The organism is Aulosira sp. FACHB-615 (assembly GCF_014698045.1).
Classification (GTDB): domain Bacteria; phylum Cyanobacteriota; class Cyanobacteriia; order Cyanobacteriales; family Nostocaceae; genus Nostoc_B.
The window spans coordinates 26,057-51,339 of record NZ_JACJSE010000011.1; the positions used below are offsets into that span (position 1 = coordinate 26,057).

At 41.5% G+C, this 25,283-nt stretch carries 21 protein-coding genes and 2 pseudogenes; 10 read left to right on the plus strand and 13 right to left on the minus strand.

What is annotated here, in order from left to right; genetic code table 11:
• Window position 1: 1 nt before the first annotated feature.
• Window positions 2-1,075 carry a WGR domain-containing protein gene (locus H6G77_RS18705; RefSeq protein WP_190872391.1) on the minus strand — a complete coding sequence of 358 codons (1,074 nt, stop codon included), beginning with the start codon at window positions 1,073-1,075 and terminating at the stop codon, window positions 2-4.
• 566 nt (window positions 1,076-1,641) lie between these two features.
• Between H6G77_RS18705 and H6G77_RS18710 the strand changes: the two genes are divergently transcribed.
• The 5 genes and pseudogenes from H6G77_RS18710 to H6G77_RS35775 all read left to right on the plus strand — a co-directional run bounded on the left by H6G77_RS18710 (window position 1,642) and on the right by H6G77_RS35775 (window position 8,707).
• The gene (locus H6G77_RS18710) at window positions 1,642-1,881 is read left to right on the plus strand and encodes a hypothetical protein (protein ID WP_190594857.1); all 240 of its coding nucleotides are present in this window, start codon (window positions 1,642-1,644) and stop codon (window positions 1,879-1,881) included.
• Window positions 1,882-2,200: 319 nt separating this feature from the next.
• Window positions 2,201-3,577: an NAD(P)/FAD-dependent oxidoreductase gene (locus tag H6G77_RS18715; protein ID WP_190872392.1), complete on the plus strand. Its 1,377-nt coding sequence runs from the start codon at window positions 2,201-2,203 to the stop codon at window positions 3,575-3,577.
• Between the two features lie 688 nt (window positions 3,578-4,265).
• A complete protein-coding gene (locus H6G77_RS18720; protein ID WP_190872393.1) occupies window positions 4,266-6,389 on the plus strand; it encodes an acylase in 2,124 nt (707 codons plus the stop codon).
• Window positions 6,390-6,581: 192 nt separating this feature from the next.
• Window positions 6,582-8,090, plus strand: a pseudogene (locus H6G77_RS35770) (CHAT domain-containing protein); the annotation flags it as partial.
• Window positions 8,091-8,140: 50 nt separating this feature from the next.
• On the plus strand, window positions 8,141-8,707 hold the full coding sequence (locus tag H6G77_RS35775; RefSeq protein WP_242049250.1) for a tetratricopeptide repeat protein: 567 nt from the start codon (window positions 8,141-8,143) through the stop codon (window positions 8,705-8,707).
• 136 nt (window positions 8,708-8,843) lie between these two features.
• Here the strand turns inward: H6G77_RS35775 and H6G77_RS18730 are convergent, their stop codons facing one another.
• The 8 genes and pseudogenes from H6G77_RS18730 to sufR all read right to left on the minus strand — a co-directional run bounded on the left by H6G77_RS18730 (window position 8,844) and on the right by sufR (window position 13,446).
• A complete protein-coding gene (locus tag H6G77_RS18730) occupies window positions 8,844-9,179 on the minus strand; it encodes a HepT-like ribonuclease domain-containing protein (RefSeq protein ID WP_190872394.1) in 336 nt (111 codons plus the stop codon).
• The gene (locus H6G77_RS18735; protein ID WP_062295024.1) at window positions 9,176-9,466 is read right to left on the minus strand and encodes a nucleotidyltransferase family protein; all 291 of its coding nucleotides are present in this window, start codon (window positions 9,464-9,466) and stop codon (window positions 9,176-9,178) included. The genes H6G77_RS18730 and H6G77_RS18735 overlap by 4 nt, the downstream gene beginning before the upstream one ends.
• A 365-nt stretch (window positions 9,467-9,831) precedes the next feature.
• Window positions 9,832-10,287, minus strand: a complete 456-nt coding sequence (locus tag H6G77_RS18740) for a hypothetical protein (protein WP_190594861.1) — start codon at window positions 10,285-10,287, stop codon at window positions 9,832-9,834.
• 258 nt (window positions 10,288-10,545) lie between these two features.
• Window positions 10,546-10,647 (minus strand): annotated as a pseudogene (locus H6G77_RS35780) (UDP-glucose 4-epimerase); the annotation flags it as partial.
• 27 nt (window positions 10,648-10,674) lie between these two features.
• The gene (locus tag H6G77_RS18745) at window positions 10,675-11,292 is read right to left on the minus strand and encodes a cupin domain-containing protein (RefSeq protein WP_190872395.1); all 618 of its coding nucleotides are present in this window, start codon (window positions 11,290-11,292) and stop codon (window positions 10,675-10,677) included.
• Between the two features lie 59 nt (window positions 11,293-11,351).
• The gene (locus H6G77_RS18750; RefSeq protein WP_190594863.1) at window positions 11,352-11,927 is read right to left on the minus strand and encodes a sigma-70 family RNA polymerase sigma factor; all 576 of its coding nucleotides are present in this window, start codon (window positions 11,925-11,927) and stop codon (window positions 11,352-11,354) included.
• Between the two features lie 313 nt (window positions 11,928-12,240).
• On the minus strand, window positions 12,241-12,501 hold the full coding sequence (locus H6G77_RS18755; protein WP_190594864.1) for a hypothetical protein: 261 nt from the start codon (window positions 12,499-12,501) through the stop codon (window positions 12,241-12,243).
• Between the two features lie 240 nt (window positions 12,502-12,741).
• A complete protein-coding gene (gene sufR, locus H6G77_RS18760) occupies window positions 12,742-13,446 on the minus strand; it encodes an iron-sulfur cluster biosynthesis transcriptional regulator SufR (RefSeq protein ID WP_190872396.1) in 705 nt (234 codons plus the stop codon).
• A gap of 225 nt (window positions 13,447-13,671) precedes the next feature.
• Between sufR and sufB the strand changes: the two genes are divergently transcribed.
• From sufB to H6G77_RS18785, 5 genes are all read left to right on the plus strand, one after another.
• On the plus strand, window positions 13,672-15,111 hold the full coding sequence (gene sufB, locus H6G77_RS18765) for a Fe-S cluster assembly protein SufB (protein ID WP_190594866.1): 1,440 nt from the start codon (window positions 13,672-13,674) through the stop codon (window positions 15,109-15,111).
• A gap of 59 nt (window positions 15,112-15,170) precedes the next feature.
• Complete coding sequence (gene sufC / locus H6G77_RS18770; RefSeq protein WP_190594867.1) at window positions 15,171-15,959, plus strand: Fe-S cluster assembly ATPase SufC; 789 nt, start codon at window positions 15,171-15,173, stop codon at window positions 15,957-15,959.
• Window positions 15,959-17,317 carry a Fe-S cluster assembly protein SufD gene (gene sufD / locus H6G77_RS18775; protein WP_190671424.1) on the plus strand — a complete coding sequence of 453 codons (1,359 nt, stop codon included), beginning with the start codon at window positions 15,959-15,961 and terminating at the stop codon, window positions 17,315-17,317. Before sufC ends, sufD begins: the two co-directional genes overlap by 1 nt.
• 34 nt (window positions 17,318-17,351) lie before the next feature.
• Window positions 17,352-18,614 carry a cysteine desulfurase gene (locus tag H6G77_RS18780; RefSeq protein WP_190872397.1) on the plus strand — a complete coding sequence of 421 codons (1,263 nt, stop codon included), beginning with the start codon at window positions 17,352-17,354 and terminating at the stop codon, window positions 18,612-18,614.
• A 484-nt stretch (window positions 18,615-19,098) separates the two neighbouring features.
• Window positions 19,099-19,578 carry a DUF6174 domain-containing protein gene (locus tag H6G77_RS18785; protein ID WP_190872398.1) on the plus strand — a complete coding sequence of 160 codons (480 nt, stop codon included), beginning with the start codon at window positions 19,099-19,101 and terminating at the stop codon, window positions 19,576-19,578.
• 84 nt (window positions 19,579-19,662) lie between these two features.
• Here H6G77_RS18785 and H6G77_RS18790 read toward each other — a convergent pair whose 3' ends face one another.
• The 4 genes from H6G77_RS18790 to H6G77_RS18805 form a co-directional block, all read right to left on the minus strand.
• The gene (locus tag H6G77_RS18790) at window positions 19,663-21,000 is read right to left on the minus strand and encodes an ATP-binding protein (protein WP_190872399.1); all 1,338 of its coding nucleotides are present in this window, start codon (window positions 20,998-21,000) and stop codon (window positions 19,663-19,665) included.
• A 251-nt stretch (window positions 21,001-21,251) separates the two neighbouring features.
• The gene (locus H6G77_RS18795) at window positions 21,252-22,247 is read right to left on the minus strand and encodes a chemotaxis response regulator protein-glutamate methylesterase (RefSeq protein WP_190872400.1); all 996 of its coding nucleotides are present in this window, start codon (window positions 22,245-22,247) and stop codon (window positions 21,252-21,254) included.
• Window positions 22,248-22,360: 113 nt separating this feature from the next.
• Window positions 22,361-24,577, minus strand: coding sequence for a hybrid sensor histidine kinase/response regulator (locus tag H6G77_RS18800; RefSeq protein WP_190872401.1), 2,217 nt, complete (start codon window positions 24,575-24,577; stop codon window positions 22,361-22,363).
• The gene (locus H6G77_RS18805) at window positions 24,577-25,281 is read right to left on the minus strand and encodes a chemotaxis protein CheW (RefSeq protein ID WP_190593146.1); all 705 of its coding nucleotides are present in this window, start codon (window positions 25,279-25,281) and stop codon (window positions 24,577-24,579) included. The genes H6G77_RS18800 and H6G77_RS18805 overlap by 1 nt, the downstream gene beginning before the upstream one ends.
• Window positions 25,282-25,283 lie beyond the last annotated feature (2 nt).

Here is a 25,283-nt window from a genome sequence, read left to right on the forward strand (position 1 = left end):
ACTAAAACGCACTGCCATAGCAGCTAAATTCATCTTTGTGTTCGGCACACTGAAACACCAGCAAGAGATTATCCCTATCATAGTCAAATCCAGTGTTGCCTTCGTATTCAATACCTTGACCTAATTGATAAAAGATTTGCATGGGTTGACCACAGATCCGACAATACTGATGCTCCACTTGTTGTCCCCAGTAGCCCCACCCCGAAAGCTTATCTGCTGTTCTATCCCAAGCTAATTGAATATCTATTGCTGTCGGTCTGTCGGGGTCGTCTTCCTCGTAGTATTCACAATCCTGTGCATCAACATGGAAGATTAGCATTTCTTCGTATTCAGTGTATTCTGTGCCATAGGTTTCCTGTGCTTCCTCATAGAAAGGATAGTCATCAAAAGGTTGCCATCCGACAATTTGCAGCATATAGCGACCATGAAAGTCATCAATGCCACTGGTTTGAATTACATAGGGTGTCCATGTACTGAGGTTTGCAACATCTTCTACACTAATTTCCGGCTCTGGTGGTGTTGGCATTGCTGATTCAGGAATTGCCACAATTTGGGGGAATTGTATATAGCACGAGAAACAGGAAAATAGTTGAAATAGTCCAGTGCCAAATTTGCCTTGCAAGCTTTCAGGTAATTCTTGCAAATTCAGTTGCACATGAAAGTCTAGAGATTTTCCACAACGAGAACAATGAGGATAATTTGTACCAGGACTTAGCCAAGGTTTACCCAGATATTTAGATGCGAAGGGTGCATCCAAAGTCGGTTTAATTAAAGGTTTCCAGCCAGTGCGCCGGAGATGGTTTAATCGAGCCAAACGGCGATCGCTTCGAGAAATTGGTTGCTTGGTGCGATCGCCTTTTTTTGCCCGTTCATAACCCTTCTTCAGCTTAGAATTAACGAGTTTTGTCACTTCTGCCTGCGCTTTTTGGGCATTATCATAGGTTGTGACAGTTGTTTTGCCTGAATCACCAATTCGCCCATAGCGTACTGTTACTTCTACATCGTTGATTGTGACTTCATAGAACTTGTGCGACTTCCCATCGGAAAGCTCCAGATATGTCGTTTCCGTTTCCATATAACTGCTCCTTCTACAGAAAAGATGATGCTGGACTGGCTTCTCAAGCCACTTTGCCAGTCTAAAAGCCTCAGTAATTTTTCTAAATAAGCTTAAACAAAAAGTACAAATATTTTTTACTGTTCTGTTATAACCCAATACGGTTCAGTGAAAAGAATAGTAGGTTAAGTGTAGCGATAGCATAACCCAACAAAGTATGCGTGAATGTTGGGTTCCGTTCCGCCAGCCAACTACACCTAAATTTTTATCATAGGAACCATATAAGGTCAGACTTAATTAACCGCAGATGCACGCGGATGGACGCAGATAAATTTGTCCATAGATTCGATATTTATGAGGTACAGCAACTGATTGAAAAAAGTAATGAGTCAGAAATTTACTTATTACTCATTACTCATTACTTAATACTTCTGGTGTACCTCACTTACTTCAAAATCGCTGTATATTCATCATTTTTATAAATAATCATCCCTAAGATAGTTTTTAAAGTTTGATTTTTCTTCAAATATTTACTGATGACTCTATTTAACATTAATCAAAATTCAAACTATTTTAAGGGTAAAATTATGAAGTTATTAGCACAAGAATTACCACCACCAAGAGCAATTAAAGAAACTCCACCACCAGGGACAAACCAAGACCCACTGATAGCCAGAAATTTACAGAAAGGTCAATATATCGGCATTATTGGACTAGCGATCGCCCTCGTTGCGGCTGTGGGATTTTTTAGCCGTCGAGTTGAATACGCTATTATGTTTGCCATTGCTTTGAGCGCAGTCTTAATTACTTTCTTTTTATTTATTTGATTGGTCAATACAGTATTTTTGGGTTGAGTGAAGTATAAGTTTATAGAGGTTAGAGGTTAGAGGCTAGATGAATTTACCTCATTGGGATGAAAACTGCTGTATTTCAGAGTCAAAATTGATGTTCTACTATGTCTTTAGTACAGGTCAGCGCAAATAAATAAACCACACTTCGACTACTTCGACTACTTCGGCTGCGCTCAGTACAAGTACGCTCAGTGACCATAAGAAATTGCTAAAAGGCTTGTGGTATGACTATTCTTTATTTTTCCTTTTGACTTTTTGTACTAGATAAAATCAATCTGTAAAAATTATAATTTTTATGAATAGTACTGTTTATCAAACTATTATTATCGGCGGTGGTTTTACAGGATTATTTACCGCCTTAAATTTAGCTCATCAACATTATCCGCGTTCGGTAATTTTAATTGATAGCAATGAGCGATTTTGCTTTAAACCATTGCTGTATGAATATTTTGATGGCGAGATGGATTCTATTCAAGTAGTACCGCGTTTTTCGGAATTACTAAAAGGCAGTGGTGTCATCTTTGTTCAAGATACAGTGCAGTCAATAGATTTACATCAACGAGAAGTCAAATTAGTTTCGGGCAACTCTTACAATTACAGTAACTTAGTATTAGCTTTAGGTAGTGTCACTGGCTATCATCAAGTTGCAGGTGCTAAAGAAAATGCCTTTCCGTTTTGGACACAAGCAGATGCGATCGCACTGGATAAACATTTACGTGATTGTTTACAAACAGCTATTCAAACAAAAGATATAGAACAACGTCGCAAACTGTTAACAGTAGCTGTAGTTGGTGGTGGTGCTTCTGGGGTGGAAATGGCTGCAACTTTAGCTGATTTTCTCCCACATTGGTATAAAGCTTTAGGTGGTAATTCTCAAGAAATTCGAGTGATTATGCTCAATCATGGTCACAACATTCTTGATGGAGATATTAACTATCCTTTGCGTCCAATTGCCGAAAAAGAATTACAAAAACGTAGCACAACTATAGAAATTCTAACACAAGCAGAAGCTACTGCTGTTCATCCTTATGCAATTGAATATAAAACTAATAATGAAATTAAAACTCTAGCAACACATACAACAGTTTGGACTGCTGGTACTTCAATCCATCCCCTAATTCAAGATTTACCCATCCCCAAAGAACATCGTGATCATCATCACCGTCCCTTCGTTTCTCCTACGATGCAATTGCTCAATTTTCCCGAAGTTTTTGCTGGTGGTGATTGTGCAGCAGTTATAGATAGTTCCCTACCACCGACAGCGCAAGTTGCTTATCAACAAGGTACAAGTATTGCTCAGAATTTAAAAGCGATCGCTTTAGGAGAAGACCCCAAACCAGCTAGAGTGAATATCCGAGGTACTCTATTAAAGTTAGGCATTAATGACGCTGCTGCAAATTTATTCAACGTTTTTGAAGTTACAGGAGAACCCGCACATTTAATTCGCCAAGGTACTTATTTAACGCTATTACCAACCCCAATTCATGACTTTAAAGCAACGACAGAATGGCTAGATGAAGAGATATTTCATCACCATTTAGACTCTCATAATGTCGGTAAGAAAGTTGTTCAGGCTGTAGAATTAATTGGTGCTGGGGTAGTTAGTGTGTTAGTAGCGCGAAAATTACTGCAAATGTTGGGAGATGAAGGTCAAAAAGACCGAAAGGTTTAGGAGTAGAGTTGAGTCATATTGTATCCGATAACAGACTTATCATAAATGGTGGGCGTTGCATAAATGCGGGATGAATTTAGATGTTTAACAAAAATAAAATATTAATTTTTTGCGTCTTTGCGCGGCAGTCGCTACTCTGCGAGAAGCCGCGCAGAGCGCGTCTACAAGTCGGGAAACCCGCCCAACGCGCTGCCTTGCCTTTGCGCGAAACAAAAAACATCCCACTAATCAGCAACGCTAAATGGTGCAGGGAACTGCGGTGTACACATAAATCTGGATTAAGTCCATCTGTCCCGCCTTGGAATGAATTCCGAGTCTCATAGCGCAAGTCATCTGAAGATGACTCAACTCAAAATGTCTGACAGTCCACTCTTTGTGGACTTTGGCTATGAGCTTGGAACTTTAGTTCAAGGCGGGATAGGGTTTTATACTACAAATTTTTGACTTGTGCATACATGGTAGAACGCAGGGAGAAAAAGAGTTTTGTCTTTCTGCACAGATATGCTGAACCATAACTGATTTACCGGACATGACATTAGCCTGTAAAAATTGTTCAATCTGAGGGCATAAGCTTATTGAGAATATTTTTGAATAGCTATTGATCATTTTTCCAAAAGATACTAGAGTATTTGAGAAATTGAGAAATTCTCTCAATTAGTTTGGCGAATCAACGCACAATCCAACTCTAATGTTCTCTTTTGTTAAAAAAAAAACACTGTTCCTGATGCAGTGGCAAAAAATATCACGCAGATTCTTACCTGTTCTAATTGGTCTTTTTTTGACTTTATTAGTCAGTAGTCCAAGTATTAGTTCAGTCACGAAAACCACAGAAATTCTGTGGGATACTTACGGTATACCCCATATTTATGGGAATAATCCTCAAAATGCTTTCCAAGCTTTTGGATGGGCGCAGATGCAAAGTCACGGAAACTTACTATTGCGTCTCTACGGACAAGCACGAGGCAAAGCCGCAGAATATTGGGGAGAAGATTATCTCGAATCAGACAAATGGGTTTTGACAATGGGTGTACCCAAACGTGCTGATGCTTGGTACACAGCCCAAAATCCTGCATTTCGGAATTATATCCAGGCTTTTGCCAATGGCATTAATAATTATGCTAAAAAGTATCCTGATTTAATTGACAATGAAGTCAAAGTAGTATTGCCAGTTACACCACAAGATGTACTCGCACATTTACAGCGAGTTATGTTGTTTACTTTTGTCGTCGATCAGGGACAGGTTGGTAATATACATCATACAAAATCTGCGCCTGGTTCTAATGGTTGGGCGATCGCACCAAAACGGTCAGCTAGTGGAAAAGCAATGCTATTAGCCAACCCTCACCTACCTTGGGCAGATTTATTTTTATGGTACGAAGCCCAAATTACTGCCCCTGGAATTGATGCCTATGGGGCAACATTGGTGGGTGTTCCTGTTTTAGCGATCGCCTTCAACGATAATTTAGGTTGGACGCATACCGTCAACACCCATGATGGTTGGGATGTTTACGAACTAAAATTACAACAAGATGGTTATCTTTTCGATAACAAAGTTCGCCCTTTTGAAACAACGAACTTTCCCTTAAAAATCAAGCAAAAAGATGGTTCTTTCCAAAAGCAAACTTTCACAGTCAAAAGTTCGGTTCATGGGCCTGTAGTTAGCGCCAAAGAAGGAAAAACCCTCGCGTTGCGTGTCGTTGGTCAAAACAGTCCCGGCATTTTAGAACAGTGGTGGGATATGGCAAGCGCCAAAAATTTCACCCAATTTCAAAAAGCATTACAACGCTTGCAAATACCCATGTTTACTGTTCTGTATGCCGACCGTGAAGGCCATATTATGCACCTATTTAACGGTCTGGTTCCTGTACGCCAACAAGGAGACTTTGCATACTGGCAAAACATTATTCCAGGTGATACCTCAAAAACTCTCTGGACGAAAATGCACCCATATCGAGACTTACCCAGAGTCATAGACCCGCCTAGTGGATGGTTGCAAAATGCCAATGACCCACCTTGGACTACGACTTTTCCTGTCGCTATTAAAGCCGAAAATTATCCACCTTATATGGCACCACAATGGCCAATGGATTTCCGCGCCCAACGTTCTGCCAAAATGTTAGCGGAGGATGAGAGTATTTCCTTTGAGGAAATGATTACTTATAAACATTCGACACGAATGGAACTAGCAGAAAGAATCCTCGATGATTTGATTCCTGCTGCCCAAAAACAAGACAATCAAACAGCACGCCGCGCTGCGGAAGTACTAACAAAATGGGATCGCCAAGCGAATGCCAATAGCCGAGGCGCTGTACTATTTAACGCTTGGGTAGATAATCTCGATTTGAATACAGTATTTAGTACTCCTTGGAGTGAAAAATCTCCCCTCAGCACACCAGATGGTTTGGCTGATTCACAAAGTGCAGTCAAAGCTTTAGTAGATGCAGCGACAAAAATAGAACAGACCTATGGAACTCTTGATGTTCCTTGGGGTGAGGTTTTTAGATTGCGGTATGGCAATTTAGACTTACCTGCTAATGGTGGTGATGGCGGAAAAGGTATCTTCCGCACCGTCTATTTTGTCCCGGCGGATAATGGACGCTTTCAAGCATTTAATGGTGATTCTTTTGTTGCGGCTGTAGAGTTTTCCCAACCAGTGAAAGCCAAGGCTCTTACTAGTTATGGTAATGCTACACAACCAAATTCACCCCATATTGACGATCAACTACCATTATTTGCTCGTCAGGAATTGCGTCCTGTTTGGCGCACTCGCCAAGAAATTACAGCCCACTTAGAAGCACGTCAAGTCTTCTGATATTTATAGCAAGCGATCGCTGGATTTTTCCGAAATTTGTGACTTTCACTTCTAATATCAGTTTTTTATCAACTTCTTTACTCCCCTCTCCGACGCGGAGAGGGGTTGGGGGAGATGTCAAACAAACTGTGCCGGAAAAAAACGATTGTGTTGTGTAGCATAAGACTATGCGCCAATAGCATCAGCTACACTATGCCAACTATCACAATTCGGGAAGAATCAACAACAGAAGGCGGATTTAATGCCATTCTCAGCTTTGATGGGAGAGGCGAGTATCCAGTAAAAATTACCGACCCTTTTTCATCCAAGGTAGAAAAACAACTAGAGTGGTATTTTGAGGAATGGTTGATTTTTCCCCTGTTGGATACTGTGAAGGCAGAAGCAGCAGCAGCTAGTATTAAAACTTATGGCGAAGAGTTATTTGAGCAGGTTTTTGCTAATCGCAAAGCTTACAGTGAATATGACCTCTTGCGGAGGAATTTAAGTCAATTACAAATTGAAATTGTCGGTAAAACACCAGAATTTCAAGCACTGCATTGGGAAGCGTTGCGTGACCCAGATTTACCCCGTCCCTTAGCGGTAGATTGTGTGATGGTGCGGAAGAGTAACAAACCAGCACCCATCTATGCGGATGTGCAAACTTCCCCCACAATCAATTTATTAGTAGTGGTGGCGCGTCCAGATGAAGAACAGGACGTAGGTTATCGGACAATTTCTCGCCCGTTGCTGGATTTGATTGAAAATAGCCACCTGCGGGTGAATATAGAATTACTGCGTCCCGGAACTTACCAAGCTTTATCTGATCATTTAGAAGCCAAAGGCGAGGGATATTACCATGTCATTCATTTAGATTGTCATGGGGCGTTGATGACGTATGAAGAAATACAAAAACCCAAAAAACCAGGGCGTTATTTATATCAAGGGCGCTATGGGCGGAATGATTGGCAGAAATTTGACGGCGTGAGGGCGTTTTTAGCCTTTGAGGGCGAGACTCAGGGAAAAGTTGATTTAGTTGAGGCGCAGGAGTTAGCCGATTTGCTGACAGGGAAGGGAATTCCCGTTTGTATTCTCAATGCTTGTCAGTCAGGGAAGCAGGTGAAGAACCCCACCCCCAACCCCCTCCCCGCAGGCGATGAGGGGGCTAAGGTTAATTCCGTAGGCGAGGCGGGGGTGAATGATAATGCTAATGTTCAGCCTTTACCCAACTCCGTAGCCGACGAAGCTAATCAGATTTTCTCTCTTAACCCCTCCCTGCTTGCGGGGAGGGGTGGCGCAGCCGGGGTGGGGTTTTCCGGGGCTATGAATACTAACGAAGATAGCCGGGAAACCAGCTTGGGAAGTCGGTTAATGACGGCGGGAATGCAGATGGTAGTGGCGATGGGCTATTCTGTCACCGTGTCGGCGGCTAAGTTGATGATGGCACAGCTTTATCGTCATTTATTTAATAACAAACCCATCACTGAAGCGATTCGCTTGAGTCGGCGGGAATTGTTTAATAATAAATCACGCAAAGCTTATATTAAGTCGATTGATTTAGAAGATTGGTTGCTACCTGTGGTGTATTGCAATCAAACAGTGAATTTTAATTTACGCTCGTTTACACCAGAGGAAGAAGAAAAATATTGGGAAACTTTTGGTAGTCAATATCGCTTCCCGTTGCCAGAATATGGTTTTGTCGGGCGGGATTTAGAGATTCTCAAACCCACCAATTGCGGGAATTTGAAGAGGCAAGGCACAATTATCAACAGGCTTTGAATATTAATATCGAATATGGCGGTCGCTATGGTTGTGCCAGCACCTACCACCAGTTGGGAAGTGTTGCCCAAGAATTGCGGGAATTTGAAGAAGCTAGGCGCAATTATCAACAGGCTTTAGATATAAAAATCGAATTTGGCGATCGCTATAGTTGTGCCAGACCCTATCACAATTTGGGAAGTGTTGCCAAAGAGTTGGGCGAATTTGAAGAGGCAAGGCTCAATTATCAACAGGCTTTGGAGATTTTTATCGAATATGGCGATCGCTATAGTTGTGCCAGCACCTACCACCAGTTGGGAAACGTTGCAGAAGAATTAGGCAAACTGGAGTCAGCGAAAGCAAATTATCTGCAAGCTTTACATATTTGGGTAGAGTTTAATGATCAGCATAGTTTAGGAATTTCTCTTTGTAATCTTGCCCGTTTCTACCAAGTTACTCAGGATGAGAGTTTATTAGCAGCCGTGTCCGATATTTGGGGGATGTCGCTGGAGGAAGTGAGGCAGCTTTTTGAACAGGTAATGGAAATGTGGGATGATAACTCAGGAGATTTCCAGAAAAATTAGTTTACTGGCGGGAGAGTACCAGAATTACCAGCAGGTGGTTCGGTGTAGTCGCAAAATATATTGAGTCCGATTTTCAGAATATACAACACAATCACAGTAGCGATCGCTTTCCCGTTATCCTTCGTCTATTTAATATTCAAGATAATGTTTGTAAAATCGCTTCAATTTGAGGCTTAAGGTTAGGTAATTCCCGTTCAACAACCAACCAAACAACATCTAAATCGATTTCAAAGTAATTATGAGTTAAAATGTTTCGCATCCCAATCATTTGAGACCAAGGAACACCTGGATTTTGCTCACGAATATCGGCAGATAATACACGCGATGCTTCTCCAATAATTTGTAGGTGTTGAATAAACCAAGTTTGAATTAGTTCGTTTTCTTCAAAAACTTCCCGACCTTGAACTGCATATTTCTCGATACGTTCGATTGCTTCTAAAATATCGCGCAACTTTTCACTATTATCCCTCACAAAGGAACTGCCTCACTTAATACTCGCTCTCGAATACGCGATCGCAATCCTTTTTCCGTGACAACATCAACTTGACAACCAAGTATTTCTTGTAACTCCATCAATAATCCACCCAAATCAAAAAGGCTACGTCCTGGTTCCATTTCAACTAAAAAATCAACATCGCTGTTAACATCTGCCTCACGACGGGCTACTGAGCCAAAAATTCTTATATTATAAGCTCCATATTTTGCCGCAATTTGCAAAATTTCTTCCCGTTTGGCTCCCAATATTTCATAGATATTCATAATTTAATATAAATGTGTATATAGGAATACGGTTTGATTCCTGAATCTAGTTGTGTAAGCAGGGAGTAGGGAATGGGGAGTAGGGAGTAGGAAAGACGGCTGATCTGGGTGTACTGATTTTTTTCATAAATCAAATATGAGTCCTATAGTAGTTCTCGTTTGAGTATTGAGTTTTTCCATAGCATAGATAACTTACTTTTTTATATTGTAGACTCAACTCACGAATCGTTGACTTATATATCTTTTTGATACTCAAGAGACATTGCTGAGGAAACTATCTCAGGCGATGTCTCTTAATAAACCTCTGGCGATAAAAACTCACAATCAAAGTATTAAGGAGATTTGGCGATGCCTATGTCAGCACATTAGTTTGCTGGCGGGAGAGTGCCAGAATTACCAGCAGGTGGTTCGGTGTGGTCGCAAAATATACTGAGTCCGATTTTAAGAATATACAACACAATCACAGTAGCGATCGCAGGGTCTAGAGGTAAACCATGTGCTGTTGCTACACCCACCAAAGAAACAATCAACCCTGTCAGCAAAGGTGTACTACCGGGATTTTTAGTATACTCCTTGAGTTGACCGCGAAATCCTTCATCACCGCAGAGTTCCTGACGCAATACTTTCAGCGTTGTTTGCCAAAGCGATTTACCCTCTGGCATTACTACCACACCATTTTGCTCTACCCACAGTTCATCAAAAGAACTATCACAATTACCGTTGTGTTTCTCTAAAATATCTAATGCGTGCTGTGCTGGGGCGTAATTGCTTAATAACTCTCGTGCAGCATTAATTTCATTACTAGTTAGTTGAGTATCCATAGATATAGCGGTTCTCGGTTGGATGAGGTAGATTTCAACCCCACCCCCAACCCCTCCCCGCTTGCGGGGAGGGGAGCGTTTGCGTTAGCAAATGCGGGGTGGGGTTCCGACTGTATTATAGGCAAGTAAGAACCGCCATATTCTTAGTTTCACTGACCTAAGAATAATGCTTCTAAGATACAGCGATCGCTGGAGTTTTCAGAGATTTGTGACTTTTACTCCTAAAATGCGATCGCATTACATCCAAATCTTGCTCATTTAATCTAATCCCTTCACCCACTGCCATTCTTGTGTTAACCCCTCTCGCTGCAACACTTGTGGCTGATATCCTAAAATTTTCTGCGCTGAGGATATATCCGCAGGTAAAGGCTTGTGATATGAGCTTTTTTACTTTTGCCTTGTTGTACTAGGATATTCATCATCCATTGAGGTATGAAAGTAAAACATACAACCACCATTCGTATAGGGGCTATGCACTGAACCAGGTTCGGAACGGATGTAATCTCCTGCACCATAAACCTGATCATCAACCACCAAATCCCCGGAAATCATGTATATTTCTTCAATGGCGGCATGACGATGACAAGGATAATGAATACCAGGATCAGCGTGAAATAATCCGACGACTTCGCGCTTGACTTGATCAATGTGTAAAATGGCGATTTTCACACCAGGGACATCATGTGGTTGCCAATTCAAATTTTGCGATCGCACCGCGAAAAATCCAGGCGGTGTAACTGCTTCCTTGGCTGGGGTTGGTTCTGGAGTATCTAAATCCAGACGCTCAAACAAGCGATTTTTTAAATCTGTCGCCATTGGCACAGTAGGAGTAGTATAAGGAATTGCCGTCACTGCTAACTCATACTCTGCTAACTCTGCGGCTAATTCTGGACACTCTGCTATTTGCTGCTCAACCCAATTTCGCTCTTGTTCATCCAACAAATCAAGGGCATACAAGGGAGCTAGTTCACAAAAGCAGTGGTTTTCAGAATTGCGGTGTATCATCGAGTTCTAGTTTAATTTAATACTAAATAAGTCGTGTATGGATTTGGCAAGACACTAACTTAAAATTCTTCCTCAGTGACAAAAATAGATTGTAACTTTTTTAATCCTAGCCGAATTCTAGTTTTGACTGTTCCCAAGGATACACCTGTTGCCTCTGCAATTTGACTTTGAGTCAATCCTCGATAATATGCTAATTCAATTACCAGTCGTTGTTCATCTGGTAATTTTTTCATGGCTGCGATTACCCGACTCCGCCGTTCAGAAATAAATACTGACTCAAACAAGTCTATGTTATCGGCTTGGGGCTGAATTTCTGTGGTATCCAAAGAAAAGGTAGTAGATACGTGAGTGCGTTGCAGTTTGCGTAGACGATCAAGGATGCGACTACGCGCAATGGTAAATAACCAAGTATCCACTCTACCTTTTTGTGTATCGTATCGCTCGGCAATTCGCCACACTTGAGCGAAAACATCCAATACCACCTCTTCACTCTCTTCTACTGACTTCAGGCTTTTAAAGGCGATCGCATAAATAATTTTGCCATAGCGATCGTAGAGAGCAGATAACGCCGATTGGTCTTTTTGGACAATTTTGGTGATCAGTAAAACATCAGTAGTAGTAAATAAACTCTCCATTCAGAGTTGGTTAGTGATTGAGTTCTGGGTATCACTGCGAAGTATACCGAGCTTTTGACTACATTCCAAGCACTTTTAAGAGTTCGCAAACATACTGAAACAATTAAGGTAACGAATGTTTAAGAAATATCAGATTCAGTTTACCCTCCGAATTTTAGATTTTGGATTTTGGATTCTTTAGGGTACAAGCCCCACCCCATGTGTCTGTAAAAATCTAAAATCGTTAATCCAAAATCCCCAAGCCCCGCACCCTTGTGGTCGGGGTCAATCCAAAATCGCAAATCTAAAATCCAAAATTACTTGACTCAATTATTTACCACTTCAAAAATGAAGCTTCAATTCCTTGCTCTCGTCTAATTTTGCTATCTTTCTCAAACCAACTAATAATTTGCTTTGTTGTTAAATCTTCAACATTCACATTGTATTCTTGAGCAATTTGTTTCAAGAGTTTTTGTGATGAAATTGTCAATCTTGTTAAAAACTTTTCTGGTGAAGATAGTAAAGCACCGTCAACTTGTGCTGACTCTTCCAGGGTTAAAAATTGTGTTGATGGTTGCTGAGATGGTAAATCCATAGAAAAGTATGAAGTATGAATTATGAAGTATAAAGTTTGGAATCATCTTATACCAAATCATCATACAATTAGCCTGCGTTCAGCTTTGCCGTTGCCGATAGGCTAGGAAGGCTTTGTTTTTATAGCCCTAGACTTCCAGTCTCTTGGTTTTATATGCTTAACTGTTGTTTATCTTTTAGCCTCTACCATTGGTGCTGAGTAAGTATTTTTCTTAAAATTTCAAACTTCAGACTTGATAAATTAATTCTGTTCTGGCTTGCGAGCTTGGACTAAATAGCCACAACGATGTTCACCGTTAATAATCCAGTGGGTACGTTCTACTATACAGTCTGGCAGTACAGCCGCAAACATTTCCAGTTCATGACCACAAACGCTAGGAAAAGATTCAGCAACGTTGGAAATTGCACAATTATGTTCTATTAAAACAAAGCGATCGCCTACCCTATCAGTTGGATGATCATCATTTACTTCTACAGAGTGATATTCTGCCATGAATCCTTCGGCTTTGCGTAACTGAACTAAAGTTTCCACTCGCTCTTTTAACGAACCTTGACCGACGCGATCGCGGTACTCTTGGGCTTTGCGTTCCCATTGTTTTTGTAAAATCGTCTTCATTTTGTCGTGGCCGACGGTTTCCGCTAGGGTATCCAACAGCGAAACTGCAAATTCGCCGTAACCATCACCAAAGCGATCGCTTGTTGTTCGATGCAGGCGATCGCGTCCCTGACGACTTAACTGATAAATATGCTGTGGTCTCCCCATTCCCGCCTGCGTCGTTGACGCATAGACAATCAATTCTTCCGCCTCTAAATCCTTAAGATGGCGACGAATTGCTTGGGGACTAACATTTAAAACATCGGAAAGCTCAAAAGCAGTTGCTTGTGAGTGTTTGAGCAGATATTCGAGAATCTCTTGCTTGGTTGAGGACTGCTGGGTAGTCGCCATCGTCGTCCTAAATTTTTTTGAGAAAATTTGACTTTAACAACATCATTGTTGTTAATCTAGCGTAAAATGAAGATACGTTAAACAACATGGATGTTGTTTTAATCTTCATCCTTATTGTAACAGCCGTGTAAACCACTCGGTAAAGCGAGACCGGCATCGGCGAGAAACCAGCCCGTCTTCCATCCTTCAAGAGATCCCATTTCGGAACACGAGAGATTATTACAGATGAGTGCCACTGTCAAATCCCTAGTTAACCAACCTTACAAGTACGGCTTTGTCACCGAAATTGAAGCCGATACCATCCCGCGTGGACTCAATGAAGACGTTATCCGCTTGATTTCCGCGAAGAAGAATGAGCCGGAATTCATGCTGGAATTTCGTCTGAGAGCCTATCGCCAGTGGCTAAAAATGACAGAACCAACATGGCCTAGCGTCAAATATCCGCCAATTAATTATCAGGATATCATTTACTATTCTGCGCCCAAGCAAAAGAAAGAAAAACTCAACAGCTTGGACGAAGTAGATCCGACACTCCTGGAAACCTTCGAGAAACTGGGTATTCCCCTGTCTGAACAAAAGCGACTGGCCAATGTCGCCGTAGATGCGATTTTTGATAGCGTTTCTGTAGCTACAACCTTCAAAGAAAAATTAGCTAAAGATGGCGTTATCTTCTGTTCCATTTCTGAAGCACTGCGGGAACACCCAGAGTTAATCAAAAAATATTTGGGTAGTGTTGTCCCCATTGCTGACAATTATTTTGCAGCTTTAAACGCTGCTGTTTTCAGCGATGGTTCCTTTGTCTACATTCCCAAAGGCGTGAAATGTCCAATGGAATTGTCTACCTACTTCCGCATCAACTCTGGCGATACGGGACAATTTGAACGGACTTTGATTGTGGCTGAAGAAGGTAGCTATGTTTCTTACCTGGAAGGTTGCACCGCGCCAATGTACGATAGCAACCAACTCCACGCCGCAGTAGTGGAACTTGTGGCTTTGGATAACGCGGAAATTAAATATTCTACCGTGCAGAACTGGTACGCCGGTGATGTTAACGGTAAAGGCGGGATTTACAACTTTGTTACCAAGCGCGGCTTGTGTCAAGGTGTAAATTCTAAGATTTCCTGGACTCAGGTAGAAACTGGTTCTGCAATTACTTGGAAGTATCCTAGCTGTGTGTTAGTTGGCGATAATTCTGTGGGTGAATTTTACTCGGTGGCGTTAACCAACAATATGCAGCAAGCCGACACCGGGACGAAGATGATTCACGTCGGTAAGAATACTCGCAGTACGATTATTTCTAAAGGAATCTCCGCAGGTAAATCTAGTAACAGTTATCGCGGTTTGGTGAAGGTAAATCCCAAGGCTGAAGGCGCAAGAAATTATTCTCAGTGCGACTCGATGTTAATTGGGGATAATGCCCACGCCAATACTTTCCCTTATATTCAAGTACAAAATAATACGGCGAAAGTGGAGCATGAAGCTTCAACTTCTAAAATTGGGGAAGATCAGCTATTTTTCTTTGCTCAACGTGGCATTTCTGCGGAAGATGCGATTTCGATGATGATTAGCGGCTTCTGTAAGGATGTGTTTAATCAGCTACCTATGGAGTTTGCGGTGGAGGCTGATAAGTTGTTGAGTTTGAAGTTGGAAGGTAGTGTTGGGTAATTAAACGAACCGCCAAGTGCGCGAAGAGCGCGAAGAAAGAAAGAGAAGAGAGAGAAAAGATGATTATTGAAAATAGTGCAGTTGTGCTGTCGGTGAGAGATTTGACGGCTGAGGTTGGTGGTACGCCGATTCTGAAGGGTGTAAATTTGGAAGTTCGGGCTGGTGAAATTCATGCCATCATGGGGCCGAATGGTTCTGGTAAGAGTACCTTTTCTAAGGTGTTGTCGGGACATCCGGCGTATACGGTGACTGGCGGTGAGGTGATTTTCCAAGGGCAGAACCTATTGGAAATGGAACCGGAAGAACGCGCTAGGGCTGGGGTGTTTTTGGCGTTTCAGTATCCGTTAGAGATTCCTGGTGTGAGTAATTTGGATTTCTTGCGGGTGGCTTACAATTCTCGGCGGAAGGCGCAAGGGTTGGAAGAGGTAGACGCATTTGATTTTGATGATTTGATTGAGGAAAAGCTGGATGTGGTGAAGATGGATGCAGCTTTCCTCAACCGCAGTGTCAATGAAGGGTTTTCTGGTGGTGAGAAAAAGCGGAATGAAATTCTCCAAATGGCGCTGTTAGAACCGAAGTTGGCAATTTTGGATGAGACAGACTCAGGTTTAGATATTGATGCGCTAAAAATTGTCGCGCATGGTGTAAATCAACTGACTAATCCAGACAATGCGACGATTATGATTACCCACTACCAACGTCTGCTCAATTATATTGTGCCGGATTTTGTTCATGTGATGGCACGCGGCAAAATTCTCACCAGTGGCGGTAAGGAACTGGCTCTGGAATTGGAGTCGCGCGGTTATGACTGGATTTTGGAGGAAAGTGCGGTTGAGGTGGGTGTGTAATGTCTATTCAAGTTTCTCCTAGTGCTATTCCTAACTCAGATGCAGTCAGTTTGGTGTCTTCTCTGTTGGATAGAGATGCTTATTTGACTGGGTTGTTAAATCAAGTAAGTGTAACTGAAGCGGACGGGTTAGCGGAATTACGCCAACAAGCTGCAAATTGGGTACGTCACTCAACTATCCCCACAACCCGCGAGGAAGAATGGCGGTTTACTGATTTGTCAGATTTGCGGGGTGTGGAATTTCGCAAGGCGCAACCAGTTAATAATGTAGAGAAGTTAAATGTAACATCGCTGACTGATAATCGGTTGGTGTTTGTTAACGGTGTTTATGCGCCGGAGTTATCTGCTGTTAATTTACCTGATGGTATTTTAGTTGGTAATTTAACTGGTTTAACAATTGCAGGCGATCGCATCCGCAAATATCTCGCTCAAGCTGAGGGCGCTTTGGAAGTATTCACGGCTCTCAATACTGCTGGTTTAACGGATGCAGCAGTTGTATGGGTGGGTAAAAATGTCGTGGTTGACACACCTATTCATCTGCTGTTTATTTCGGTTGCTGGGGAGACGGCGACTATTTCTCAGCCGCGTTGTTTGGTGGTGGCGGAAACTGGTTCGCAGGTGACTTTGGTTGAGGAGTTTACGAACCGCCAAGACGCAGAGAGCGCCAAGGAAGTATACTTTACCAACACAGTTACAGAAATTTGGGTTGGTGAGAATGCGGCGGTAAATCATACTAGAGTGGAGAGAGAAGGCGCTGAGGCGTTTCACATTGGGAAGACTGCTGTGAACCAAGCTCGTTATAGTCGCTATACCTGTAATGCTTTGAGTTTAGGCGCAAAGTTATCGCGGCACAATTTGGAGATTTTGCAAACTGGTGAGCAAACTGAAACTACGCTCAACGGTTTGGCGATGATTTCTGGTAAGCAAGTTGCGGATACCCATAGTGCGATCGCTCTCAATTATCCTTATGGTAAAAGTGAACAATTGCACAAATGTATTGTTGGCGATCGCGCTCATGCAATCTTCAATGGTAAAGTATTTGTACCTAAACCCGCCCAGTTAACTGACGCAGCCCAGTTAAATCGCAATTTACTGCTATCCTCCAAAGCGCGAGTAGATACCAAGCCCCAATTAGAAATTACCGCCGATAACGTCAAATGCGCTCACGGTGCAACTGTGAGTCAGTTAGAAGATGATGAAATCTTCTACTTACAAAGCAGAGGAATTGATGAAAGTGCAGCGCGGAATTTATTAATTAACGCCTTCGCTACCGAAATCATCAACAAAGTTCCTGTTGCTTCCCTCAGAGACATCTTGCTAAACACAGTCACTAGTTTTAAGTCTTTGACTAATGACTAATGACTCATAACTAATGACTATTGACTAATTACCAATGACTTTTACAGCTACCAAAACCCTCGCCGATAAAGTCCGCGCTGACTTCCCGATATTACATCAGGAAGTCAATGGTAAACCCTTGGTTTATCTCGATAATGCGGCGACATCGCAAAAACCCTTGCTTGTCTTAAATGCCCTGCGGAATTATTACGAGCAGTACAATGCTAATGTCCATCGTGGCGCTCATACATTGAGTGCAAAAGCCACTGACGCTTATGAAGCAGCACGCGATAAAATTGCCAAATTTATTAATGCTGCATCTCGTCAAGAAATTGTCTACACCCGCAACGCCAGCGAAGCAATTAATTTAGTTGCTTATAGCTGGGGGATGAATAATTTACATCCGGGTGATGAAATTATTCTGTCGGTGATGGAACACCACAGTAATATTGTGCCTTGGCAATTTGTGGCACAAAAAACGGGTGCAGTTCTCAAATTTGTTGGACTAACACCAGAAGAAACATTTGATTTAGAACAGTTTAAACAACTGATTTCTGAGAAAACAAAACTGGTGTCAATTGTTCATGTTTCTAACACTTTGGGTTGTATAAACCCAGTGAAAGAAATTGCTGATATTACTCACAGATACGGCGCGAAATTCTTAGTTGATGCTTGTCAAAGTGTGCCTCATACACCTGTGGATGTGCAGGAAATAGGCTGTGATTGGTTGGTGGCTTCAGGACATAAAATGTGCGCCCCCACTGGCATAGGCTTTTTATATGGCAAGCTGGAATTGTTAGAAGCAATGCCACCATTTTTTGGCGGTGGCGAAATGATTGCCGAGGTATATTTAGATCATTCTACTTATGCGGAATTACCTCATAAATTTGAAGCTGGAACACCTGCTATTGGAGAAGCGATCGCCCTCGGTGCTGCCATAGATTATCTTACTAATATAGGTATGGATAAAATTCATGCCTACGAAGCCGAATTAACTGCTTATTTGTTCAAACAATTAGCGAAAATTCCCCAAATTCGGATTTATGGCCCCAAACCTGATGCGAATGGAGAAGGGAGAGCCGCGTTAGCTGCATTCACAGTCGCAGATATCCACGCCAACGACTTATCTACATTATTAGATCAAGAAGGCGTTGCTATCCGTTCTGGACACCACTGCACCCAACCATTACACCGCTATTTAGGTTTACCAGCAACCGCAAGGGTAAGTTTTTCTTTCTATAATACCCGCGAAGAAATTGACGTATTCATCAAAGCATTGAAGGAAACTATTGACTTTTTTACGGGTATTTTTGGTTAACTTTAGCAAATATTTCCATAATAATTGTGCCAATTGTCAGCCTTCAATACGGCTAATAATTGGCACAATTTGTATCATCATTCAAAAGATATAGGAATCCGGTTTGATTTCTGAATTTATTTGTGTAGGTAGGGAATAGGGAATGGGGAGTCGGGAGTAGGAAAGAAGCCTGACCTGAATTCTCCAGTAAGACTTTCCTGATTTATCTCTGTCGCAAATCCCTGTGATATCTAGCTTTCTTAATTTTAAATTGGTAAGTAGTTAAACATAATTAATTACACAAAGTCATTGCGAATGGAGCGAAGCGAAATGAAGCAATCGCAAGGGCTGGGATTGCTTCGCTTCGCTCGCAATGACTGTAATTAATTTTGTGTAGTTACTTATTATCTGTGCAAAATGTGGCAAATGTTAAGAAAAATTTCAGTTACGAGAAATTTTATCTAGCCACGTTGAAGTTTCAAATTGAGTTTAATAAGGGATTGATATGCGCTTACCTATAACTATTGGTGCAATCTTGGTAGCATCTTTAAGTTTCAATGCTCCGGTATTCTCTGCATCTCCTGTGCAAGTAGTACAAACATTACCAAATTCTAACTTAAAGCAATTAATAATTAATGAGAAATTATGGAATCGCCAAGACATCAAAAACTACCGTTACACGGTAACTAATAATTGTTTTTGTGCGCCTGAATTCCGAGGCCCATCAATCATTGAGGTACGCAACGGTATCACAGTTTCTATCACCAATGCCGCAACTGGTCAGGCAGTAAATCCTAGTTTATTAAAACCATATAGCACCGTTCCTAGACTTTTTAATTTGATTAGAAATGCGATTCGTGAAAGCTCGGAATTAACTGTGACATACAATCCACAACGTGGTTATCCGACTCAAATTAATATTGGTAATCTTGCTGCTGATGCTGGAATTTTCACGACAATCAGCAATTTTGAAAAACTTCGTTAAGGTGCAGATTGGGTGGAGGAATGGAAACCAATATTATCAAGACTCGATTGGGTTTCATTTCGTTCCACCCAACCTACTTTTCTATCACCTGTTGTTGCTCACTCTGACTGGAATTTCAATGATAAACTCTGCTCCCTTATCTGGCTCAGATTTGACAGAAATATTACCATGATGACTTTCGATAATTTGATAGCTAATTGCTAAACCTAAACCAGTGCCTTTATTTACAGGTTTAGTTGTAAAGAAGGGGTCGAATATTTTACTTTGAATTTCTGGGGCAATTCCAGAACCATTATCGATAATTCTAACTTTGATGGTTTCTGATTCTGTAACTTCTGTTTTAATAATAATTTGCTTTTGATATGCTGAGTTGTCAGTTTCTAATAAACTATCAATCGCATTATTAATAATATTGCTAAATACTTGGTTTAATTGGGCTGCATAACATTCAACTAGGGGTAATGTTGAATATTCTTGAACTATCTCTATTTCTTGCTTGAGACGATGATTTAGTAAAGATAATGTACTTTCAATACCTTCATGAATATCTACCGCTTTTTGATCGGCTTGGTCGAGTCGAGAAAAGTTTCTTAAAGAAAGGATAATATCTTTAATTCTGTCAGTTCCAACTCTCATAGAAGAGAGAATTTTTTGAAAGTCATCTACAATAAAATCTAAGTCTACATCGCCAATTTTCTCTTGAATCAATTGTTCTGCTTCGGGATATTCTTTTTGATAGATTTCAACTAGCCGTAAAATAGTGTGAATATGTTCGTTGAGATAATTAAAATTGCCATGAATAAAACTCACAGGGTTATTAATTTCATGGGCTAACCCCGCAACCATTCTGCCTAAACTAGACATTTTTTCTGTTTGAATAAGTTGCACTTGAGTTGCTTGCAATTTATGGAGTGTATTTTCGAGTTCTTGTGCTTGTAGTTTCGCTGTTGCTGTGGCAGTTGAGAGCGCCTTTAAATTATTAAAAGCTTTGGAATGATAACGAACACGGGCAATTAATTCTATCGCATCTGGTAATTTAATTAAATAGTCGTTAGCTCCCGCAGCAAAGGCTTCCGCTTTGAGTATTGGTTCTTCTTTACTGGATAACATAATGATGGGAACTTCCTGCGTTGATGGATGAGAACGAAACCAACGCAACAGCATTAAGCCATCCATATCGGGCATAATTAAATCTAACAAAATGACCGTTGGCTCAAGTGCGATCGCACTTTGCAAAGCCTGTGATGGTTCACTAACATAATTACAAGTAATATCGGTTTCCTTGGCAATCATGCGATTAATTGCCTCACCAAATATTGCCTGATCATCAACTAACAATATTTTGACATCTTCGGTTGGTAATTTTAATTCTTCCAGTAAATCTGGTGATACTAACTGCATATTTAAATTAGGTAATAGCATTTGATATCCTTAGTGTCAAAGATAGGGATATTAATTGGATGGTAGCCAATTATGAGAGCAATCAAGAACTATTAAATTTCTAATAATTTGTGAGTTTATTATAACTTAATATATATGAAAGTAAATATGGCTTTAGATATAACTAAACCGATATTAGTTAATCAAAAATAACTAACAAAATTCACGAATATTCAGTATTTTTTCAGAAAAAATATCGTATATTTACTGTGGTCAAATTAATTTAATGGGGTTTAATTGTCCGACATCCGTAATATCTTGGTACAAGCAGCAGCGATCGCATCAACTGGTAAAACTTCCACAGCCGCTTTTAATTCCACTGCTGCTTTTGGCATTCCATAAACAATGGAAGTTTCCTGATTTTGGGCGATGGTATGCCAACCTGCATCGCGTAAAACCTTCAAACCTTGAGCGCCATCTCTTCCCATCCCAGTTAGTAATACCCCAATTCCTGACTCTAGCCAATGTTTTGCCACACTTTGAAATAAAACATCAATAGATGGACGATAAAGACAATTGGCTGGTTGTTCCGCATAGTCAAAACTCAGGTTACTCGTGATCACTAAATGTTGATTTGTCCCAGCTAAAAAAATTTTGCCTGGTTGTGGTCTAGAACCTGTAGTTGCGATTTCCACAGGTAAGATAACTTGTTCATTTAACCAAGCGGCAAAACCTGGAGTAAACTGAGCATCCAAATGCTGCACAATCACAATCGCAGCTGCAAAATTTTGCGGAAATTGCCCCAGAATCTTTACCAATGTTTGGGGGCCGCCAGTGGAAGCACCAATGACAATTAGTGGTGGTGATAATTTCGGCAAAGATGACAGTTTTTTGACTGTTCGCACCTGGGGAGATTTACCAAGTAATTTAGCGATGGTACGAATTTTGTTTAACAGCCCTGTGCTACCCTCAGCAGGTGTATTGATGGCATCTAAAGCACCATAGTGCATTGCTTCTAAGACTTTACCCGCATAGCGATTAATACTCGCAGTCACAATAATAATTGCACAGGGTGACTGACTCATAATTCGCCTTGTGGCTTCCACTCCATCCATACAAGGCATCAAAATATCCATCAAAATTAAGTCAGGGGTATCAACTGCACATTTGCTCACCGCTTCTGCACCATCGTAAGCCACCCAAGCCAAATCATACTCCGGGATTGTGGCTAAGATTCGCCGCATCGCTTCCACCATCATCCGCATATCGTTGACAATGGCGATTCTCATAAAGTGGGGAGTGGGGAGTGGGGAGTGGGGAGTGGGGAGTGGGGAATGGGGGGTGGGGAGTGGGGAGTGGGAGAAATTTTTATATCTTGTTGGTGAATGCTGTTCATAGAGTCTTAACCCTGACCAATCAGGTCAATTACGGCTTGTAATAAAGTGTCATCATGAAAGCTGCTTTTGGTGAGATAGTAGTCTGCACCTGCTTCTAAGCCTTGAATGCGGTCTTCTTGGCGGTCTTTGTAAGAAACAATAATCACGGGGATATTTTTTAACTGGGGATGGGTTTTGATTTGGCTGGTGAGTTCAAAACCATTCATCCTGGGCATATCAATATCTGTAATTACTAAATCATAATCGCTAGTGCGTAGGGCGTTCCAACCATCCATCCCATTGACGGCGACATCAACTTGGTAATGGTGATTTTCTAAAAGCTTGCGTTCCATTTCCCGGACGGTAATTGAATCATCTACAACTAATATGCGCTTGTGAGTTTTACTCAAGGTCTGCTGTGTTGATTGATTTACTTGACTTAGTTGACCACTAGCAACCACCTTGGTCATAGAACGAACTAAATCTTCGACATCGATAATCAATACGGGATTCCCATTATCCATGAGGGCGGCGGCGCTAATGTTAGGAATTTTCCCCAGCCTGGAATCTAAAGGTCGAACAACTAAAGTGTATTCACCAATAAAGCGGTCAACAACTAGTCCATAATGATGGAGGCGATCGCTAATCACCACCACTGCTAATAATTCTGGATTTTCCGCAGTTAAGGGTAACTCAAAAACTTGCCGCGCGGAAATCAATTCTACTGGTTGATGATTCAGCCAAAAAAACGGGCGATTTTCTGACAGCGCAATTTCTGATGGCGATAACATCAAAACTTGATCAATTCGAGTTAACCCAAAGGCGTAAGGTTCCTCGGCAATCTCTACTAATAAGGTACGCACAATAGATAAAGTTAGGGGTAACTGCAAATAGAAACTCATCCCTGTTCCTGGTTGAGAAACTGCCCTGACTGTGCCGCCAACTTCCCGCACGGTATTATGGACAATATCTAAACCCACACCCCGTCCAGAAATTTCGGTAATAGTTTGTGTGGTGGAAAATCCTGGTAATAGCAAAAACTCCATTAACTCTGCTTCAGTTAATTGCATGGCCATATCTGCGTTTACCAGTTGTTTTTTGACAACTTCTTGACGCAAAAACTCCAAATCAATTCCCCTCCCATCATCAGAGATGGTGATAAATAACATCCCCGCCCGATGGACAACTTCAATGGTAATTGTGCCTGCTTCAGGTTTACCTTGAACTATCCGTTCTGGGGGAGATTCTATACCGTGATCAACAGCATTGCGGAGGATTTGGGTTAAGCAAGCTTCTAAGCGTTCCAAAATATCCCGATCTACCAAGGTATGCTGACCCTTGATTTCGAGGTTCACGCGCTTACCCAACTGTCTGGCTAGGTCACGTACCATGCGCGGAAACCCTTGCCAGCCCTCGGCAAAGGGACACATCCGGGTAGTAATTAGTTCTCGATACCAACGATGGGCGAGGTTTTCGGAACGCTGGGCAAAGGATTCTAATTCGGTGTGTCGATCGCTAATTAAACGGGTACATTCGCTGGTTTTTTGATGTACTGTACTTAAATGTTCTTGAATATGTTGATCTAGGGCGCGATCGCTAAATAATTCTTGTAATTTAACTATTAATTTCAATAACTCGATTTGATTGGTTCTGACTTGGACAAATGATTCGGTAAATGACTCTAACCATTTACTGCTAACAATGGTTTCCCCGGCTAATCCCATCAAGCGACTGAGATTATCTGTACTCACCCGCACTGTTTGGTTTTGGGGACTGACTAAGGCTTCTGGTTGACGGACTTCGAGTGGGGGCGGGGGCTGTATAATATCTTGGGCTGGGATATTCACAGTTGTGGAAATATTAGCGATCGCCTTGACTAAAGCTTGAATCTGCGGCTGGTTTCCTGGTTGTAGTTCGGCATTGGTGGCGATGTTTTGCAACATATCCACCCCTTGCAACAATACATCAATATCATCTGCCGTTAAATTCACCTTACCAACTTGTGCCGCACTAAAACAATCTTCCATCACATGGGCTAAGGTGACGGCTGGTTCAAGTTGGACAATTCTTGCAGCACCTTTAATACAATGGGCAGCCCGCATTAAAGCCGCTAATTCTGATTTGGGATCAGGATTGGTTTCCAGCGCCAGTAAACAATTGTTCAGCACCACAACCTGAGTTGTGACTTCCATTTTGAACAAATCAAATAAGGATAACTGACTGAGGTCAGCGTTTTCGCTCATTACTGTGCCTTCTTCGCCAAATTGGTAAATAACAATTCATCATCCAAATAACTGACAGTACGCACTGTGGGCAGATTCAGAGGTTGCCAGGAAAATAAACCTTTGGTATAAGTTTGAGTGACATTACGTAACACATCACGCAATTCTCGTCGATGAAATCTGTGGACACCATATATTTCATCCACCGGAAACACCCAAGCATTACCAGCTTTTTCGATAACTGCCATTCGGGAATGAGATACAGGACTCAGACTTGCTTGGGGTGGTTCACTGGGTTCAATTTTTAACAAATGACTTAAGGAAACACATAAAAGCAATTCACCCCGAATGTTAATTAATCCTCGTAAGACTTGGTTGTGGCGATGGGGTAGGGTATGAATCACACTCGGAGGTGTGGTTTCTTTAAACACCTGTGCCGGCAGTGCCAACCATTCTTGATGCAACCGAAAAATTACTACTGTTAGAGTTTCGCTGGTTCGCACCGCGTAGGTAGGTAGATGCGGTTTTTTCTGGGCGGGAGATTCCGCAATGAATTGTGTCCACTCATGACGATATTTTTCTGGTGTTGGGCGTTCTAGTAAACAGCGACCAGCCGCCGAATAAACCGGACAGTTGCGACAATGAATATGTGTAGATAATTCCGCACAAGTGCGATCGCCCTCAATGCCAATTACATTCCAACAACTTTCTACTTGAGTGGTCATAA

Bases quoted from the DNA above. Each gene is read 5' to 3' on its own strand.
- sufD (WP_190671424.1), top strand. From the start codon at position 15,959: ATGTCTATTCAAGTTTCTCCTAGTGCTATTCCTAACTCAGATGCAGTC.
- H6G77_RS18750 (WP_190594863.1), bottom strand. From the start codon at position 11,927: ATGGAGAGTTTATTTACTACTACTGATGTTTTACTGATCACCAAAATT.
- H6G77_RS18795 (WP_190872400.1), bottom strand. From the start codon at position 22,247: ATGAGAATCGCCATTGTCAACGATATGCGGATGATGGTGGAAGCGATG.
- H6G77_RS18785 (WP_190872398.1), top strand. From the start codon at position 19,099: ATGCGCTTACCTATAACTATTGGTGCAATCTTGGTAGCATCTTTAAGT.
- H6G77_RS18735 (WP_062295024.1), bottom strand. From the start codon at position 9,466: ATGAATATCTATGAAATATTGGGAGCCAAACGGGAAGAAATTTTGCAA.
- H6G77_RS18780 (WP_190872397.1), top strand. From the start codon at position 17,352: ATGACTTTTACAGCTACCAAAACCCTCGCCGATAAAGTCCGCGCTGAC.
- H6G77_RS18745 (WP_190872395.1), bottom strand. From the start codon at position 11,292: ATGATACACCGCAATTCTGAAAACCACTGCTTTTGTGAACTAGCTCCC.
- H6G77_RS18710 (WP_190594857.1), top strand. From the start codon at position 1,642: ATGAAGTTATTAGCACAAGAATTACCACCACCAAGAGCAATTAAAGAA.
- H6G77_RS18790 (WP_190872399.1), bottom strand. From the start codon at position 21,000: ATGCTATTACCTAATTTAAATATGCAGTTAGTATCACCAGATTTACTG.
- sufB (WP_190594866.1), top strand. From the start codon at position 13,672: ATGAGTGCCACTGTCAAATCCCTAGTTAACCAACCTTACAAGTACGGC.
- H6G77_RS18705 (WP_190872391.1), bottom strand. From the start codon at position 1,075: ATGGAAACGGAAACGACATATCTGGAGCTTTCCGATGGGAAGTCGCAC.
- sufR (WP_190872396.1), bottom strand. From the start codon at position 13,446: ATGGCGACTACCCAGCAGTCCTCAACCAAGCAAGAGATTCTCGAATAT.
- H6G77_RS18800 (WP_190872401.1), bottom strand. From the start codon at position 24,577: ATGAGCGAAAACGCTGACCTCAGTCAGTTATCCTTATTTGATTTGTTC.
- H6G77_RS18715 (WP_190872392.1), top strand. From the start codon at position 2,201: ATGAATAGTACTGTTTATCAAACTATTATTATCGGCGGTGGTTTTACA.
- H6G77_RS18720 (WP_190872393.1), top strand. From the start codon at position 4,266: ATGTTCTCTTTTGTTAAAAAAAAAACACTGTTCCTGATGCAGTGGCAA.
- H6G77_RS18755 (WP_190594864.1), bottom strand. From the start codon at position 12,501: ATGGATTTACCATCTCAGCAACCATCAACACAATTTTTAACCCTGGAA.
- H6G77_RS18740 (WP_190594861.1), bottom strand. From the start codon at position 10,287: ATGGATACTCAACTAACTAGTAATGAAATTAATGCTGCACGAGAGTTA.
- H6G77_RS18805 (WP_190593146.1), bottom strand. From the start codon at position 25,281: ATGACCACTCAAGTAGAAAGTTGTTGGAATGTAATTGGCATTGAGGGC.
- sufC (WP_190594867.1), top strand. From the start codon at position 15,171: ATGATTATTGAAAATAGTGCAGTTGTGCTGTCGGTGAGAGATTTGACG.